This is a genomic window from Enterococcus alishanensis, from assembly GCF_019218635.1.
Taxonomy (GTDB): Bacteria; Bacillota; Bacilli; order Lactobacillales; family Enterococcaceae; genus Enterococcus_A; species Enterococcus_A alishanensis.
The window spans coordinates 128,658-146,740 of the sequence record NZ_JAHUZB010000004.1; the positions used below are offsets into that span (position 1 = coordinate 128,658).

Annotated in this window: 14 protein-coding genes; 5 read left to right on the top strand and 9 right to left on the bottom strand. The window is 35.2% G+C overall.

The features are described from left to right. Window position 1: 1 nt before the first annotated feature. Entirely contained in the window at window positions 2-319 is a 318-nt protein-coding gene (locus tag KUA55_RS10980) for a thioredoxin family protein (RefSeq protein ID WP_218326323.1), read from the bottom strand. Between the two features lie 137 nt (window positions 320-456). Here KUA55_RS10980 and KUA55_RS10985 point away from each other — a divergent pair, with 137 nt between their 5' ends. Then, the gene (locus tag KUA55_RS10985; protein WP_218326324.1) at window positions 457-807 is read left to right on the top strand and encodes a hypothetical protein; all 351 of its coding nucleotides are present in this window, start codon (window positions 457-459) and stop codon (window positions 805-807) included. Window positions 808-829: 22 nt separating this feature from the next. Here the strand turns inward: KUA55_RS10985 and pepV are convergent, their stop codons facing one another. Next, window positions 830-2,239, bottom strand: a complete 1,410-nt coding sequence (pepV, locus tag KUA55_RS10990) for a dipeptidase PepV (RefSeq protein WP_218326326.1) — start codon at window positions 2,237-2,239, stop codon at window positions 830-832. 104 nt (window positions 2,240-2,343) lie between these two features. Here pepV and KUA55_RS10995 point away from each other — a divergent pair, with 104 nt between their 5' ends. Then, window positions 2,344-3,177 (top strand): NAD(P)H-hydrate dehydratase, encoded by an 834-nt coding sequence (locus KUA55_RS10995; RefSeq protein ID WP_218326327.1) that lies wholly within the window; start codon window positions 2,344-2,346, stop codon window positions 3,175-3,177. Window positions 3,178-3,180: 3 nt separating this feature from the next. Beyond that, window positions 3,181-3,621 (top strand): acyl-CoA thioesterase, encoded by a 441-nt coding sequence (locus KUA55_RS11000; RefSeq protein WP_218326328.1) that lies wholly within the window; start codon window positions 3,181-3,183, stop codon window positions 3,619-3,621. 89 nt (window positions 3,622-3,710) lie between these two features. On the opposite strand, the gene KUA55_RS11005 is transcribed toward KUA55_RS11000, so the two are convergent. From KUA55_RS11005 to KUA55_RS11035, 7 genes are all read right to left on the bottom strand, one after another. Then, window positions 3,711-4,259: an ECF-type riboflavin transporter substrate-binding protein gene (locus KUA55_RS11005; protein ID WP_218326329.1), complete on the bottom strand. Its 549-nt coding sequence runs from the start codon at window positions 4,257-4,259 to the stop codon at window positions 3,711-3,713. Window positions 4,260-4,443: 184 nt separating this feature from the next. Then, complete coding sequence (locus tag KUA55_RS11010) at window positions 4,444-5,796, bottom strand: APC family permease (RefSeq protein ID WP_218326330.1); 1,353 nt, start codon at window positions 5,794-5,796, stop codon at window positions 4,444-4,446. A gap of 257 nt (window positions 5,797-6,053) precedes the next feature. Next, window positions 6,054-7,055, bottom strand: a complete 1,002-nt coding sequence (locus KUA55_RS11015) for an NAD-dependent epimerase/dehydratase family protein (protein ID WP_218326331.1) — start codon at window positions 7,053-7,055, stop codon at window positions 6,054-6,056. 53 nt (window positions 7,056-7,108) lie between these two features. After that, entirely contained in the window at window positions 7,109-8,299 is a 1,191-nt protein-coding gene (locus KUA55_RS11020) for a glycine C-acetyltransferase (protein ID WP_218326332.1), read from the bottom strand. Window positions 8,300-8,904: 605 nt separating this feature from the next. Further along, on the bottom strand, window positions 8,905-12,252 hold the full coding sequence (locus KUA55_RS11025) for a MucBP domain-containing protein (RefSeq protein WP_218326333.1): 3,348 nt from the start codon (window positions 12,250-12,252) through the stop codon (window positions 8,905-8,907). A 350-nt stretch (window positions 12,253-12,602) separates the two neighbouring features. Then, entirely contained in the window at window positions 12,603-13,991 is a 1,389-nt protein-coding gene (locus KUA55_RS11030) for a tryptophanase (RefSeq protein WP_246601490.1), read from the bottom strand. A gap of 266 nt (window positions 13,992-14,257) precedes the next feature. Continuing rightward, entirely contained in the window at window positions 14,258-15,109 is an 852-nt protein-coding gene (locus tag KUA55_RS11035) for a VOC family protein (protein WP_218326336.1), read from the bottom strand. Between the two features lie 254 nt (window positions 15,110-15,363). Here KUA55_RS11035 and KUA55_RS11040 point away from each other — a divergent pair, with 254 nt between their 5' ends. Together KUA55_RS11040 and KUA55_RS11045 are read left to right on the top strand one after the other, a co-directional pair. Then, window positions 15,364-15,759, top strand: coding sequence for a RidA family protein (locus KUA55_RS11040; RefSeq protein WP_246601491.1), 396 nt, complete (start codon window positions 15,364-15,366; stop codon window positions 15,757-15,759). A 283-nt stretch (window positions 15,760-16,042) separates the two neighbouring features. Beyond that, window positions 16,043-17,935: an Ig-like domain-containing protein gene (locus tag KUA55_RS11045; protein ID WP_218326338.1), complete on the top strand. Its 1,893-nt coding sequence runs from the start codon at window positions 16,043-16,045 to the stop codon at window positions 17,933-17,935. The last annotated feature ends 148 nt before the right edge of the window (window positions 17,936-18,083 follow it).

Genomic DNA, 18,083 nt, shown 5'->3' on the forward strand with positions numbered 1-18,083 from the left:
CCTACCCTTCTACCATTTTTAAGAAGCCGCTAATTTCTTCTTTTGTCTTACGATTTTTATTGACTAAGCGACCCAATTCTTCACCGTCATTAGTGACAACAAAACTAGGGATCCCAAAAATACTCCATTCTGCTGCAACATCAATATATTGATCGCGATCTACTTGGATAAAGTTAAATTGCGGAAAATCCGCTTCGATTTCAGGCATTTGCGGTTTAATAAAACTACAATCTCCACACCAGTCCGCCGTAAAAAAGAACACATTTTTTCCTTTTTCAGCGTAACTTGCTAGTTCTTCTATATTTTTAGGAATAATCATAACCGTCACAACCTTTTCTATTATTGTCTTAATTATACTCTTTTTTTCAAATAAGCGATAATCAAAGCGATTTTTCCGTGGGTTTGAGACGGTTGTATGTTAAAATAAAGTCAACATTTCTAGTGGGAGTTGAGTAGATGGCAAATTTTGAAGAATTTTCACGTGGATTAACAATTGGTTCAGCGTTAGGACTCGCTTTAGGCGTTATTGGTACTCGCTGGTATCGTAATAAACAAAACTTATCTCCAGATGCAATTTTAAACAAAGTAAAACACTCATTTACCAATGAAGGTCCGATTGAAGGATCTTGGATTTCTTTTGAAACCAAACCGATGCAACGTTTTGCAATCAACATTGAAACGGTTGAAGGCGGCATCACTCGAATTGAAGATGGTACTTTAGTTGCGTATGAATTTTTAGCAGATGCTAAAACCGGTACTGTACTTTCAATTAATCGTGCACAACAAGAAAGCTATGCTTTGGATTAAACCAAGGCATAGCTTTTTTTCTTTATTTCACCAAACGATAAATGGCATCTGCATAAATTGCTGTTGCCCGTAAAATATCTTCAACTGGCATAAATTCGTTGGCTTGGTGCATCGTATCGGTATAGCCTGGGAATTGAGCGCCATAAGCCACGCCGCGTTCTAATAAGCGACCAAATGTGCCGCCACCAATAATTTTTTCTTCCCCTTTTAGACCAGTATGATCTTCAAAAGTAGCCATTAAATTCGCAACTAATGGATCCGTTAATGGTGTATAATGTGGCAACATATGATGGCCATCTTGCGTTACTTTTGCATCCTTACCAAATAAGTCTGCTAGTTTCCCTTTGATTGCGTCCGCTGTTGTTCCTTTTGGATAACGGAAATTCAAGGTAATATAATTATCTTTTTCGCCATCTTTGAAGCTAAAGATACCAGCATTCATTGTTACCTCACCCATTTTAGGATCACGGAAAGCAACACCTAATTTTTTACCATAAACATCTTCATGAATATATTTAGCAGAATAGTCGATAAAGGCTTTGGCACCACCATCAAAGTCAAAATTATTTAAAAAGACGGCTAAAAATGTTCCGGCATTGGTCCCTAATTGCGGGCTTGCACCGTGGGCAGCTTTTCCTTCTAAGTCTAATGTAACGTAATTGCCATCCACACTTGCAGTTCCACTAACTGGATTATTAATAACATAATCTTCAAATTCATGTGCTAATTTAGCAGCTTCAGTATTATCCAAAACTTTGACAATCGCCTTAGCATTTCCTGGTACCATATTTTGACGTAGGCCTGCATCGAAATTCACCAATACATAGTTTGTGCCATTTGTCCCATCAAAATGAGGAATCATAGTTACATTGCCTTTTTCTCCATTAATCATTGGAAATTCAGCATCCGGTGAGAAACCAAAATCTGGTTTTGGTTCTTTTTCAAAGTAGTGATCCATATCAGCCCAGCCACTTTCTTCATCCGTTCCGACAACAAAACGAATTTTTTTAGAAACTGGCAAGCCTAATTCTTTAATAATTTTCATTCCATAATAAGCCGCGATTGTTGGACCTTTATCATCACTAGAGCCACGAGCAAAAAGTTTTCCATCTTTTACTACTGGTTCATAAGGATCTGTATCCCAACCTTCACCAGCTGGCACGACATCAACGTGAGCAAAAATACCTAAAGTTTCATCACCTTCTCCATAGTCAATGTGACCTGCATAGTTATCAACATTTTTAGTTGCAAAGCCATCTCGTTCAGCCATCGCTAAAACTTTTTCTAAAGCTTCTTTAGGACCAGGACCAAAGGGTGCTTCTTTTGTTGCAAGATTGTCATCTCGTTCACTTTTCACCCGTAATAATTCATTTAAATCAGCAAATAAATCTGTCTTACGTGCCTCAACTTCTTTTTTCCAATCAATACTCATGAAAGTTCCTCCTTCTTGATGTCAATTTAATGATAGCACTTTCGATTTTAATTGAAAACTGATAACTCTGGTATAATGAGAAGGTAGAAAGAAGGTGGATATTTTTGAATATAACTGAAGATATTTTAACTGAAGTTATCAAAAAAAGAGCGGCCGATTCCCACAAAGGAACTTACGGGCGGGCATTATTACTTGGCGGCAACCGACAATATGGTGGCGCCATTATCATGAGTGCCGAAAGTTGTCTGCAATCAGGTGCAGGCCTAGTGACTGTTGTGACCGATGAAAAAAATCACAGTGCCTTACACGCCAGACTGCCAGAAGCAATGGTTCTAAACTTTCGAGAAATTTCTTTGCAAAAAGAATTATTAGCTAAGACAGACGTCATCTTAATTGGTCCCGGGTTAGGTCTTGAATATGAAAGCTTGGCACTATTATCAGAAATTTTAAGCAAACAAAAAGAAAACCAATGGCTAATTATTGATGGCTCGGCGATTACCTTATTTGCTAATCATACTTTGGCTTTAAATTATCCAGAACACACTGTTTTTACCCCTCATCAAATGGAGTGGCAACGATTGAGTGGTTTACCGATAGCTAAACAAGATGATGCAAATAATCAAATTAAACAACAAGCTCTCCAAGCAACAATTGTTTTAAAAAGTCACCGCACCAAGATTTACGATGGAAAAGAAATCTATCACAATACAGCCGGTAATCCAGCTATGGCGACTGGTGGAATGGGTGACACTTTAGCAGGTATGATTGCTGGCTTTTTAGCCCAATTTGAAAAAAATACGGAAACAATTGCAGCGGCTGTTTATCTTCATAGCAAAATTGCTGATGACTTAGCAGTAGATAATTATGTTATTTTGCCCACCAATATTAGCCATGAGCTACCAAAATATATGAAAAAATACGCCACAGAAAGGAACTAAACAATGGAAAAATATCCTGGCTATCCACGCAAACCTTTTTATTATGAAACTGACAAAATGGGGATTATTCATCACTCCAACTACATTCGCTGGTTTGAAGAGGCCCGTGTCGACGTCCTAACTTTTTTAGGGTATCCTTTTGAAAAAATTGAAGAAATGGGCATCATGGTACCTGTTTTAGGAGTGAGTTGCACTTATAAGGAGATGGTTTACTTTGGTGATGAGATTATCATTCAGCCATATGTCAGTAAATATACGGGGACGCGCTTAAATTTTGAATATCAAATTTCTAAAAATGATAAGCTAGTCACAACTGGAACCAGTCAACATTGCTTTATGTCTTACGAAACCAATCGTTTAGTACAACTTAAGAAATCACAACCTGAATTGCATCAATTATTTGAAACCTATTTTGATTTAACCAAAAATGAAACCGGCAAATAAAAAAACACAAAAAGTTTTTAACTAATGTATCGCCCCCAAAAATCTAACATTTTTAGGGGCGGTACATTAAACTTTTTGTGCTTTTTAAATTAATCTTTTGTCAAACTACCTTGTTTTGTTTGCGTAGCTGCATAAGCTTTCATAATAATTGTTCCAATAATTGCTACTGATAGAGCATTTAAGATTGCAGAAACAATTCCTTGGGTAAATACTTTATTAGCAGGTTCGCTATAAATTAAAATATCTAAAATTGGTGCTAAAACAGCCCAAACAGCAACGTTTCCAATAATTTGGAAAATATTAAAACTAATCATTTCTTTTTTACCAAAAACACCATGCTGCAAATCAATTTTACGACCAGCTAAACCAAAAATAATTCCCATCACACCTGAACAAATAATCCAACTCCACCAAGGACCATAAGTTGTAAAATCAACGAGTGTGTGACCAATTAACCCAATCAAACCACCTGCAATTGGACCAAATAAAACAGACATCAAAGCTAAGAAAGGATATGTTGTTTGTAAATTCGTATTAGGAATACCGGTTGGAATTGTAACAAAACGTCCTAAAATAACAAATACTGCCGCGCCAATTCCGATCGCAACAATTGTTTTAACTGAAAAACCTTTATTCATTTTCTTCCTCCTAAAATATGATTGACTCCTACTTAAGATGAAATAATTTCGATTAATAATTATATTAAGATTGCAAAGGAATCACTAACCATATTATAATGTTAACTTTCAAAATGCAATGAAAACTATTTGAAACATAAAAAAACCGAAGCAGCTAAAAAGCTACTTCAGTCAATTGAATCAATTATTTATTTTTACTTTGCATGAAGAAGTAGAAAGGAATACCGATTGCAGTTATTAAGATACCGACCATTGCTAATGAGAATTGAGTAAGTAAGGTCATTACTAAGATGAACAAGCCACCTAAAATAGCAATAATTGGAATAACTGGGTATAAAGGTACTTTGTACGGGCGAACCAAATCTGGCTCAGTTTTTCTAAGTTTGATAACTGCAATAAATACTAGTGTGTAGAAAATCCAGATTACGAAAATCAACATATCTGTTAACATATCGAAACCACCAACTAGCATCATGATGATAGCAATAATTAATTCTAAAACACCCGCAATATAAGGAACTGAGTTTTTGTTTAATTTAGATAGTTGGTTAGAGAATGGTAATGTTTTTTCTTTACCCATTGTGTAAGGAAGACGCATACCTGTCATAGTATAACCATTAATTGTTCCATATACAGAAATTAAAATACCAATAGTTACAATTTTACCGCCCATGCCGCCAAAGATTCTACCGGCAACTTCCATTGATGCATTTTCATTACCTGCTAATTGATCAATTGGCAAAGTACGTAAATAAGCAAAGTTTACTAATAAATAAACAACCATGATCCCTAAGATACCACCAGCGATTGCTCGAGGTAAGTCACGGGCAGGATTTTTCAATTCTCCAGCAATGTTACCTACGTGAATCCAGCCATCATAAGCAAACATTGTTGCTAGTAAACCAGCACCTAATGCAGGAGCAAAACCACCAGCACTTGCGCCAGCTTGAACTGGGAACAAGCTAACTGAAACATCCCCTTGGCGTAATAACCCAAAGATTACGATTGCAGCAAGTGGTAATAGCTTACATACTAAAGTAACTGATTGAAGCATACCACCGGCTTTTGAGCCTAAAAAGTTGATTAACATAATTGAAATCGCAGCGACGATTGCAATTGGAACTACAGTACCATCTGATAAACCGAATAAGTTCTTAAATTGTGTACCAAAAATAATAGATAATGCCGCTACATTAGCTGGGAAATAAATAATAACTTGTGCCCAACCTAGTAAGAAACTTGCAAATTTTCCGTATGCTCGTTCGATATAACGTAACATACCGCCTGTTTCAGGAATAGCTGCTGCTAGTTCTGCCCCTGTTAACCCAGCACAGACACTAATTAATCCTCCCAAGAACCACGAAAGCATAACCATACTTGTTGACCCTGTATTCTGTGCTACGCTGGCTGCTTTAAAGAATACGCCGGCTCCGATTACCGTTCCCATAACTGTCGAAAGTGCTGGGAAGAAAGTCATCGTCCGTTGTAATTCGCCGCCGCCATTTGGAGTAGCTGTATTGTTCTCGTTTGAAGCCATTTTTCTCCTCCTTCAGAAGTACGCACCTCTACTTGTGCACTTCTTAACTTGTTTTGGAATAATAAAAATAAACTAGCTTTTTTTGCCATCCTTCAGAAGTTCTATTCTAAAATATGTATCTCTAGTACGTTATTTTTATTCCTCGCTTATTCTACCATGAAGGCAGAAAAAGGTGAATGTTATTTTTAACATTTACCTTTTTCTAATGTTACCTTCCTGACATTCTTAACTTGTGATGTTTCTGTTAAACTAGTAGATTAGCTTTCAACTGTATCAAATGATACTTTAGTTTCTACGCCTTCTTCAGCGAATTTTTTAGAAAGTCTTACTAACATTTCGTCAGTCATTTTATCTAAATCATAGTTAGGTGAGAAGTCCCACTCTGTTTTCGCATCTGTAGCATCAATCGCATTTGGCCAAGAGTTTGCAATTCCTTGACGAACTGGATCTACATCATAGCCCATTTCAAAGTCTGGAATACGACGTTTGATTGAAGCTGCGATTTGTTCTGGTTCAAATGCCATTGCAGTAATATTGAAGGCATTACGGTGAACCAAACGAGAAGGATCAGCGTTCATCAACTTAACGATTGCATCGATTGCATCGTCCATGTACATCATATCCATGTAAGTACCTTTGTCGATGAATGATTTGTAAGATTTGTTTTTCAATGCTTCATAATAAATATCTACAGCGTAGTCAGTAGTACCGCCACCAGGTTCAACTTTATAAGAAATCAAACCAGGGAAACGTACGGAACGAGTATCTACACCATATTTATCGTGGTAATAATTTTCTAACATTTCACCAGAAACTTTTGTTACACCATACATAGTTGTTGGATGCATGACAGTATCTTGAGGTGTGTTATCTGGTTGTGCATCTGGTCCATATGCTGCGATAGATGAAGGTGCGAAGAATTTAGTTCCTTCTCCTACTTCACGAGCAACTTCTAATGCATTCATTAATCCGCCCATATTTAAATTCCATGCAAAAGCAGGACGTTGTTCAGCAGTTGCTGAAAGTAAAGCTGCTAAGTGAATAATTGTGTCTACTTTGTTTGTTTTAGCAATTTCTAAGAATTTATCATAGTCTTGAACATCTAATATTTCAAAATGTCCATTTTCAACTGTTGGGTTATTTTCAGGTTTACGGATATCTGTTGCGATTACATTATCTACACCTAAGTCACGACGTAATCTTTCAGCTAATTCTGATCCAATTTGTCCTAATGCTCCGGTAATCATTACTTTTTTCATGTTGTTCTCCCTTTCTGAATAACATTTTATAGTGTGAAACTTTTTACCTTTTTTTAGATGATTCCTAATTCTTTACCTACTTTTTCATAAACAGTGATTGCTTCGTCTAACATTTCTTTTGTATGTCCAGCATTTGGCATGTTACGAACACGACCTGTTCCTAATGGCACAGTTGGGAATACGATTGGTTTAACGTATACACCGTTTTCTAATAATTTTTTAGAAAATTCTTGTGCAACTTTTTCGTCGCCCACAATTACTGGTGTGATTGGTGTTTCTGAAACCCCAATATCATAACCAATACGTTTTAATTCTTGTTTGAAGTAGTTAGCGTTATCCCATAATTTATCAACAAATTCAGGATGTGTTTCAATTAAATCAATCGCTTTAATACAAGCACCTGCAGCTCCTGGTGTTAATGAAGTTGAGAATAAGAATGGACGTGCTTGAGATTTCAACCAAGTAATTAATTGTTTAGAACCTGCAACATATCCACCGACAACGCCGATACCTTTAGACAAAGTACCCATTTGGAAGTCAATGTGATCTTGCATGTCAAAATGTTTAACTGTTCCATGACCATGACCCATAACACCTGTACCATGAGCATCATCAATATAAGTGATAACATTGTATTTTTCGCAAATTTCAACGATTTCAGGAATTTTCGCAACATCGCCGTCCATTGAGAATACACCGTCAGAGATGTACATTACTTTGTTGTATTCGCCACTTTCAGTCGCTTCTTTTGCTTTAGCATCTAAATCTGCCATATCTTGGTGATTTACGCGAATAATTTTCGCTCCAGATAAACGACAGCCATCAATAATAGATGCATGATTTAATTCATCTGATAAAATTGCATCGCCTTTTTTCATTACTGCTGAAATTGCACCCATGTTACAGTTGAAACCTGATTGGAAAGCAATTGCAGCTTCAGTTCCTTTGAACTCAGCAATTTTTTCTTCTAATTTTTGGTGGATATCTAAAGTTCCGTTAATTGTACGAACCGCACCAGCACCAGCTCCGTAGTGTTCAGTTGCTTCAACATCAGCTTCAACGATTTCAGGATTTGTAGCAAATCCTAGATAGTTATTAGAAGCTAAGTTGATCATTTTTTTGTCGTTAACAGTAATGACTGGACCATTTGCTCCTTCTAACACGTCAATTGTGTTGAACAAACCTTTTTCTTTTAGATCATTCAAGTTTGTTTCTAAGAACTGATCAAGTACTTTTGAACTCATTATAATTCCTCCCATTAATTTGAAAGTGTAAATATTTCTCATTCTGTTATATTATAAATTTTTATAATTCTTAATATGGACAAGAATGATTGATATTACCGCTTTCATTTGATTACATGCTTAGTATATAACTGGTTGTTAACGTTTTCAATTAATCTCACCTCAAATTGTTTGAATTATAATTTTGATGAAAAAAATTTTAATTTAAATCAATTCTTCAGTGAATTTACGTCTATCTTTCATTATGATTTAATCAACAAAAACCTTAAAATCAGAATATTTTTCTTGCAATTACAAAGTTTTTTTATTCACAATTAATAAATCTTTTATTAGATTATTGCAAACTATTCCCCTGTTTAAGCTACTTATTTATCGATAATAAATAGATTTTAATCGTTTGACACCTCACAAAAAAATTTTTTTCATTCTTATTTCTAAATCAATATAAATAAAACCGATTTTTTTATAAATCGTTTCCATTCTCTCATTTTAGTGGAAAAATTTCTCACAAATTATTGATTTAATTGATGCGATTGATAAGATTCTTGAATGTTTTCACAAAAAATCGTCTAAAAACTATCTCTAGTCTTTAGACGATACGTTAATTATTTTGTTTGCTCTCTACGACGATATACGATAAAAGCCAAGCCAGCTAAGACAATTACTCCTAAAATAGTTAAGATTGTAGCCATTCTTTTACTTTCACCAGTTTGTGGTAAATTTTTAGTAGTTGCATTATTGCCGCTACTGGTCACAGGTAAGGTACTACCTCTGCTTGTGGTACCAGTGTTATTCGTTCCAGTTACTCCGCCACCAACTTCAGTATTTTTTGTGTAAACATAAGTTACTGTAATAGTTTCGTCGGTATACTTTCCTATCGGATTTCCTTTGACTTCTTTGAAAGTGTAATCGTCAATTTCTTTCTGTTCAGTCGTATAATTACTACCGATATCTCCTAAAGAAAAGACTGTATCATCTATTTCATTGCCATTTTCATCTTGATATTTAGCAATGACTAGACCTTGTTTAATTGTCGGAACAGTTTGTTCAGCATAAATTAAAGTTACCTTCTTGTCTTCTACAGTGAATAAGCCAGCATATTCTCCTTCGATATCTGTTAAATAGTAGCCATCAAAATTTCGTAAGATGCTATCATTTGCTCCCGGATAGCTCGCACCTACTTCTCCAGAAATTATTTTTGGATCTGCTAATTTATTACCGGCTTCATCTTGATAATGATAAGTAACATTCCCAGTTTCAATGGCTGTTTTTTTGTATACATAAGTGACAGTAATGATTTCGTCTCTATACGTGCCTCGATAATTAGTTGGTGTTCGATTCACTACTTCATATCCTGAAATTGTTTTAGGATTAGTAGTGTATGATTCGTCAATTTCACCTAGAGTTGCTTCACTTTTTACCAGGGGATTGCCTTGTTCATCTACGTGGTGAACCAATACTACACCGTTTCTTTGACCAGCTTCACCTTTTCTATAAACTAAAATTACTTCTTGTTCTTTATCTGTATATAGACCAGAAAAATTATTAGGAATTGTCTTTATAGTATATCCTTCAAACTCTTTCAATTCAGCTGCATAAACACTATTAATATCGCCGGTTAATTCTACCGATTCTCTACCATCTGTTAGAAGATTATTACCAGTTTCATCTTGATATTTCACAATCACTTTTCCTTGACCGACTGGGTCTTTACTATAAACATAAGTAACTTCAATCACTCCATCAGTAAAAGAGCCCTTTGCATTAGCTGGTGTTGTTTTTAAAGTATATCCACTAATTGATTTAGCAGAGGTAGTATATGGTGCGTTCACTTCTCCCGTTTGAACTTCAGATTTCGCTATTGGTTTTCCAGACTCGTCTTCATGATGAACTAATACCGTACCTTTTGAAGACTTTTCTTTACGATATTTAAAAATAATGGTTTGCGGTTCATCAGTGAATACTCCTGTCGGTGTTTGAGTTATATTTCCTTCACTATCTCTGATTTCTGTTAATCTATAACCTTCAAATTCTTGGAATGGTGCTTTATACTCTCCACCAATGTTCCCTTTTAGAATTTTTTTACCTAATTCTTGAACTTCATCTCCATCTTCATTTATCTCAATATACCGAACCGTAACATCTGCAGCAGCTTTCTTTTGATAAACAGCATACAAGACTTCATTACCTTTTTGTATCGTGATTGTTGTCCCAGCTTCTAATCCTTCATCTGGTTCTGTTGCATTTTTATATTTTGACCAACCCAAAAATTCCGACTCAGGATCATCAGGTGTGGCACTGAGTGTATTTTTTCCATCTACAACTGTTTCTGATAGTTTATCGTAACCAACTTGATAATACTCAGTTGGATTGGCACCTTCATAATAAATTTTTCCATCATAGGAAGTTAATTCATTATTCATTTCAAATGTGCCACCATTAGCATCGTATTTAACCCAATTGATTTCCACAGCTCCAATATCTGATTTTAAGCCGTTAGTATTAATATCTGTTTCACTTGGTCGCGGTCGATTTCTTTGATCCAATATAGAATCAATTACTGTTACAAAATTATCAATTTTATCATCAGCTGCTTTTTCAGGAGCAATTGGTATTGTTGGGATAATTGCTGCCGATCCATCAACTGTTGCTCCAGCCATAACTGTACTATAGTTTTCAGAAAGGTTCATTGTTTCAAAACCAAAGACGTCTTTCATTTTAACTTTATTATCAGCAAATCCGACATTTGAATCTTTCTTAGACTCCGAAGATCCTCCAGCGATATTATTACTCTTATCGTCAGGTTGTGAAGATTCAGAAGTATTACCTATGAATAAATTATTATAAAATTTTCCCGTTGCAAGATTATAAGTTCCACTATTCCCGATTGCACCTCCACTATGAGTAGCAGTATTATTAATAAAGCTATTATTGATATAATTTACACTTACAGATTTAAAACCGACCGCAAAAACTTGAATTGCTCCACCACTGTTTGAACTTGAATCTCTCCCTTTTGCCTCATTACCATAAAAAGTGTTGTCAATAAAATTTATTCCGCTTGATATAGTGTCATTACCTTGAATTAATATCGCTCCGCCGTCATCTCCAGCAATATTATTTGCAAAAGTATTCCCCTCTAAATCTATAGTTACTCCTTTTTTTATATTCCAAAAAGAAATGGCACCTCCATCAGCTAAAAGAGATTTTTCATTACTAGCATCTACATCTTTTGCTGCGGAATTCCCTTCGAAGTAATTGTCCGTTAGTTCAATTACCGCACTAGCTGTTGGTTGGTGAAAATGAATAGCACCACCTTCACCACCGACACCTGCTCCATGAACATCTGGTGTACAATTATTGATAAATTTAGTATTTGTTATTTCAACTTTTTTGCTAAAGCCATCTTTTGTTCCAATCGCTCCGCCTGAATAACCATGATCTAGTTGTTGATTATTCGAGATAGTAGAATTTTTAATAATAGTATCAGCAGACAAATAAATTGCCCCTCCATGTCCTCCTCCATTGAAACTATCAATTAATACGTTATCTAAAATAAATGTTCCCGAATAATCATTAGTAGATAGAGCCTTACTTCTATCGGAAGTCCCATTTCCCACAAGCTTCATATTTTGTAGTGTCAAAGTAGATGTCGCATTGCCATTGCCACTACCATAGGAAAATATTTCAACATTTTTTCCAAGTTCAGTTTTAAAAGTTTGTCCGTTTCCATCGATTATTATTTGATTGGCTGTTTCTTTTAGTTTAATTGTTCGATCAATTACTTCTGGAAAACTCTCACTCAAAGTAATCGTCTCATTATCTTTCGCATTATTTACAGCGCTTTCTAACTGATCGATTGAATTAACAGGCGCACCAAGCGCTTTCTTCGAAAATCCTCCTATAAAAATTATACTCAGCCATATGCTAAGTACTATTGTCCACTTCTTCATTGTTCTCACCTCATGCAAATTATTTATTTTTAAATTATTTTCATTAATTAATTATATAATGTAAATCATTTTTTTATAAATATTTGTATTATTAAACTAAAAACAACAATTTAAAAACTATTTATGTTATTAAAATCAAATATTATGTATATTCTATTTGAGTTAATTCGTATTCATTTGTTTTATATCTAAAAAAAAATATAGATTTTTTTCTTAAATTACAATAAAGTTTTATTTTAATGATTTTTTAGATATTATTTTATTGATATGTGATTTTTAATCGTTTTATTAACAATTAAAAATAAAAAGCAGCAATGGATTTTCTCCATTGCTGCTTACAAATGTATTTTTTATTCAATTGGTTCCAAATGTGCTTGGAAGTGACGTAAAATTGGCGGCTCCCAAGTAATTCGATAACCTTTTTTCACATCACTTGCTCTTTCCTTAATAGCAATTAATGCATCGGCCATAATATCTAAGTGAGCCTGTGTATACACTCGGCGTGGAATTGCTAGTCGAGAAAACTCGAAATCAGCTTTTAATTGTTCATTGGTATCTGGATCATTACCTAGCATATATGAACCAATATCACAGGTCCGAATTCCTGCTTCTTTATATAATTCGATACATAAAGTTTGAGCTGGGAATTCATAATAAGGAATATCTGGAAACATATCTGCTGCATCAATAAACACACCGTGACCGCCAACTGGTGATTGATAAGCAATCCCAGCTTCATCTAAACGAGCGGCTAAATATTCCATTTGTCCAATTCGGTACTCTAAATAATTTTCTTCGATGCCTTCATATAAACCAATTGCCATCGCTTCTAAATCACGTCCAGCTAATCCACCGTAAGTGAAGAATCCTTCGTAACTGATACAATTAGCTTTTACATCAAGTACTAGTGGTGAATCGCCGTCTTTAATTCCTAACAATCCACCGATATTTAAGATGGCATCTTTTTTCGCTGACATAGTAAACATGTCACCGTAGCTAAACATTTCGCGAATAATTTCTTTGATTTCTTTATCTTGGTAGCCATCTTCATCCCGTTTTATAAAATGAGCATTTTCGGCAAATCGAGCGGCATCAATACACATTGGTAAATCATATTTTTTACAAATTTCTGAAACTGCTCGCAAGTTTTCCATCGAAACTGGCTGACCACCGGCAGAATTGTTGGTGATAGTCATAACTACTAGACCAACATTTTCTATCCCTTTTTCGTTAATAGTTTCTTCTAGTTTACGTACGTCCATATTACCTTTGAATTTGGCGCGAACTTTGGGATCTTTTGCTTCTTCTACCACACAGTCAATTGGTCGGGCACCTGCTAGAATCACATGCGCTCTAGTCGTGTCAAAGAACATGTTAGAAATTGCAAATTTCCCTTCTGATAAAAATAGTGGTAGTAACACTTTTTCGGCTGCTCTGCCCTGATGCACGGGCTGAATAAAACCATAACCAAAAATATCTTTGCCAGCATCCATTAATTTGTAATAACTGGACGAACCAGCATATGCCTCATCACCTCGCATAATGCCTGCCCATTGATCTTGACTCATAGCATTTGTTCCAGAATCAGTCAGTAGATCAATGTAACAATCTTCCCCAGCTAAATTGAAAAGATTGTACTTAGCGGCTTGAATTTTTTCCTCACGTTCTGCGCGAGTCAACATTTTCAAAGGCTCTACTGCTTTAATTCTGAATGGTTCTGCTACATATTTCTTCTCCATCAAAAAACCTCCTACATATATTTATACAATACCCCGGTTATCGATAGATGATGAGCGGACAGTATAATACCAAGGATGAATCATTCATAAATCTGGTGAAGTTGAAAATTGTTCACGTTCTTTGGTCAGTTTAACATGAAAGCGCTTTTACATTCATTAAAATCAAGCAATAATTTTCACAATGCATAAATAAAACAAAGATAATTAGCTAAAAATAAGATGATAATTTCCTAAAAATAAAAAAACCTTCTATATAATATAAAAGGTTAAAGGTGACTAATTAAAATGTTAATACCATTTGGATCCGTCATCCAAATTTGATCAGATGCAGAATTATCAAATTTTTGATTATTTTTTGCTAAATGCTGTTTCAATAATTCAAATTCTTCAGTTTGTAGCTCAATTGAAAAATATGCCAAACCTAAATCTGTATCCTTCATCGCGGGTAAATCATTTCCTGACCATGTATTTGCGCCGATGTGATGATGATAAGTGCCGCTAGATAGAAATTTCGCTTGTTCTCCAAAATTATATTTCAAAGAAAAACCTAGCATATCTTCGTAAAATTCTTGTGTCTTAACTAAATCAGCTACTTTTAGATGGACGTGTCCAATTTTACTAACCGCAGGAAATCCTTGCCAGTTCTCATCACTCAATTGAATTAGGCCTTCAGCATCCATTGGCTCGGTGACACCAACGACCTCGCCATTTTCACGAATATCCCACTCAGATATCGGCTTATCCCAATAAATCTCGACACCATTTCCTTCAGGATCATTTAAATAAAGTGCCTCACTATACCCATGATCAGCACCACCAGTTAAAGGAATATCATTAACTAGGAGATACTGAAGAATATTGGCTAAATCTTTTCTTGTTGGTAATAAGAATGCCAAATGATACAAACCCGTTGCAGCTGGATTGGCCACTCCATTCGAAACTTTCTGTAACATTAACAGCGTTCGTTGATTTACACCTAATGAGGCTGTGTCTTCTTCTGCTTGAATGACTTCTAAACCTAAGACGTTATGATAAAATGCCACCATTTCCGAAAAATTTTTTACTTTCAAGACAACGAAACCAATACCATCGCCGTCTAATAATTTAAATTTATGCATTATTTACCTCCAAATTGACTATATTTCTCATCTTAGCGGTTTCTATATTGTCTGTAAAATCATCCGTTTGTGATACTTTAGTTTTATTATTCAATTTATTTCAAAGAGAAACCAAATAATGCTCATCTATTGTTAAGCGACTTTTTGGTCTACCCCCATGAAAAAAATGCATATTGATGATAAACTGTTTTCGATATCTTTTTCAGATATATGGCTATAGCTGAAAAAGAATAAATATTAGGGAGTTGATGTTAATGAGTAAAAAAGCCATCAAAAGAATTATTAGCGAGGAATTACCCGCAGCAGTAGGTCCGTATGTGCATGGATCGATGATTAATGGTATCTTATTTAGTTCTGGACAGTTACCAATTGATCCAAAAACTGGAAAAATGCCTGAAGGAATCGAAGCCCAAGCAAAACAATCCTTAGAAAATTGCCGTGTTTTACTAGCCCATGAAGATATGGAAATGAAAGATATTGTGAAGACAAATATTTTTATGGATGATGTTAGTGATTTTGCAAAAGTAAATGATATTTATGCCGCTTATTTTGAAGATGGTGAATATCCAGCTCGTACCGCTTATGAAGTTGGAAACTTGCCATTGGGTGCCTTGATTGAAATCGAAGTCATTGCCTCAAAAGGAAATTAAATCAAATTATCTATGCCAGTCAAAGTTAGAAATAATCTAGCTTTGACTGGCTTTTTTTATAAAATTAATGATTATACGAAAAAAAAATAAGTTAATTCTTTCGCTATAGCCCAGCAATTTCAAATTATTCCAATTCAAATTGAATTCATCAACGACATATAATATAATGTAATAAAGTTAATGTTTTTAGTTATTTTTAAAGGCAAGAATATATCTTTAAAGATTAATAAAAATCATTAATCTTTAGCAACAAAATCTACAATTATTTGGAAGGAAGTGTGTCATGAATTTGAAAAAGATAGGTTTGTTAGTTATGACGGGGTTAATAATTGGTAGCGTTTCAATACCTAGTATTGTCGCGGTAGCAGAAATAACTCCTGAAACTGAGACAGAAATAGTCACGCCAGAAGAGCAACAAGTAGTGAATCAAGTTCTAAAAGAAATGGATTCGGAGAAAATTATTGATAATTTACTTGATGCTGGCTACTTAGCAGAAACAAATACGGGTGAGCTGCAAGTAACACAGGCCTATGTTGCGGAAACGCAAGCAGAACTTGGCAATGAATTTTCAGTCAGTGCTGAAGGAAATATGTTAAAGATTACACCAAATACACCAGCATCAAGAATTGCCGTTCCTGCTGGTGGGGTAACTGGAATTGTTTTTGAAGGTACTTTGGTAAAATTGTATTTAAGTCAAAGTATGTGTGAATTACTTTTGGGTGGATCAATTGGTGTCCTTAAGGGAATTCTTAAAACAATTGTTTCCTTGATTCCAGGTATCGGAGGTATCATCGGTGATACAATCGAAAAAATAATTGATACGATTATAGATCAAATACTAGATGCTCTTGGTTTAGGTTCTCTGGAAAACGGAGTTGTCCTTATTTTTGGTTTAACATCTGAATTTCCCTACATTGTAATTGATGCTAAACCGCAAGAAGAAGATGCAACTGCTCCGGCTGATGTTCTGGTATCCGGTTTAAACATTCATCCTGGTACAAAAGAATTATTTGTTGATGAACAGTGGCAATTATTACCAGAATTCAAACCAAGTAATCCAACCAATCGGAATCTAAAATGGTACAGTAACAATGTTGATATCGCCAGCGTTGAAATTGATACTGGTTTGATTACGACTAAAAAAGCTGGGACAGCAGTGATTACTGCAATCACTCAAGATGGCACAAACATCGAAGCGACCGCAACAATTACTGTCAAAGATCGAACAGTTCATCCTAGTGATGTTCTCGTTAGCCCGTCTTATCGTGAATTAACCATTGAACAAGAAGAAACTTTTACTGCCGAAGTTTTGCCAGCAAATGCTGAAAATCAAAATATCAGTTGGTCTTCTTCTGACGAATCAATTGCCACGATTGATGCTACTGGAAAAGTTACTGGTATCAGTGAAGGTGTTGCCACAATAACTGCCATCACTGAAGATGGCGGCATCACTGGAACCGCTGTTGTAAAAATTGGGCCTAAAATTATTAGTGTTGACAGTATTACTGTGACACCAAAAACAAAAGATTTGGCGATTGGAGAGACTTTTTTACTAGATGCTGAAATTTCTCCATCAAACGCATCTAATCAAGAGTATGTTTGGAGCAGCGATACGCCAGAAGTAGCGAGTATTTCTGCTAAAGGATTAGTAACTGCTAAAAAAGCTGGTCTAGCTTTAATCACCGCGACAAGTAAAGATGGCGACAAAATAGGGACTTGCATTATTAATGTAGCAAAAGATGAAGAACCTACACCGGAAAAATCCATAGCAATGTTCCGTTTGTATAATCCTAATACCGGCGAACATTTCTTTACCGCCAGTTCAGATGAAAAAAATGTACTAGTTGATTTTGGCTGGCGCTATGAACAAATCGGTTGGTATGCACCCGAAGCTGGAGATGCGGTCTATCGTATGTACAATCCCGTTTCAGGCGATCATCATTATACTTCAAATGTAGTCGAAAGAGATTTCTTAGTCTTTAGTAATTGGGTTTTCGAAGGTATCGGCTGGTATTCAGATGTCAACCAAACAGTGCCGTTATATCGCTCATATAATCCAAATGCATTAACAGGGAATCACAATTATACAACTAACACTGGCGAACATCGTAGTTTGCTTTCAATTGGTTGGAAAGATGAAGGTATTGGCTGGTACGGTGTGAATCAAACAAAATAATCAATATGAATATTTCATTATTATAGATTTCAAATAGAAAATCCCTTGACTGTGAGTCAAGGGATTTTATCGTCTATAACATTGATTGATACAATTCAATAATTTCTTCCTCGCTTGCATCTCTTGGATTTTCTCCAGTACAAACATC

Coding starts and splice junctions, on each gene's coding strand:
- KUA55_RS10980 (WP_218326323.1), bottom strand. CDS start 319: ATGATTATTCCTAAAAATATAGAAGAACTAGCAAGTTACGCTGAAAAA.
- KUA55_RS10985 (WP_218326324.1), top strand. CDS start 457: ATGGCAAATTTTGAAGAATTTTCACGTGGATTAACAATTGGTTCAGCG.
- pepV (WP_218326326.1), bottom strand. CDS start 2,239: ATGAGTATTGATTGGAAAAAAGAAGTTGAGGCACGTAAGACAGATTTA.
- KUA55_RS11000 (WP_218326328.1), top strand. CDS start 3,181: ATGGAAAAATATCCTGGCTATCCACGCAAACCTTTTTATTATGAAACT.
- KUA55_RS11005 (WP_218326329.1), bottom strand. CDS start 4,259: ATGAATAAAGGTTTTTCAGTTAAAACAATTGTTGCGATCGGAATTGGC.
- KUA55_RS11010 (WP_218326330.1), bottom strand. CDS start 5,796: ATGGCTTCAAACGAGAACAATACAGCTACTCCAAATGGCGGCGGCGAA.
- KUA55_RS11015 (WP_218326331.1), bottom strand. CDS start 7,055: ATGAAAAAAGTAATGATTACCGGAGCATTAGGACAAATTGGATCAGAA.
- KUA55_RS11020 (WP_218326332.1), bottom strand. CDS start 8,299: ATGAGTTCAAAAGTACTTGATCAGTTCTTAGAAACAAACTTGAATGAT.
- KUA55_RS11025 (WP_218326333.1), bottom strand. CDS start 12,252: ATGAAGAAGTGGACAATAGTACTTAGCATATGGCTGAGTATAATTTTT.
- KUA55_RS11030 (WP_246601490.1), bottom strand. CDS start 13,991: ATGGAGAAGAAATATGTAGCAGAACCATTCAGAATTAAAGCAGTAGAG.
- KUA55_RS11035 (WP_218326336.1), bottom strand. CDS start 15,109: ATGCATAAATTTAAATTATTAGACGGCGATGGTATTGGTTTCGTTGTC.
- KUA55_RS11040 (WP_246601491.1), top strand. CDS start 15,364: ATGAGTAAAAAAGCCATCAAAAGAATTATTAGCGAGGAATTACCCGCA.
- KUA55_RS11045 (WP_218326338.1), top strand. CDS start 16,043: ATGAATTTGAAAAAGATAGGTTTGTTAGTTATGACGGGGTTAATAATT.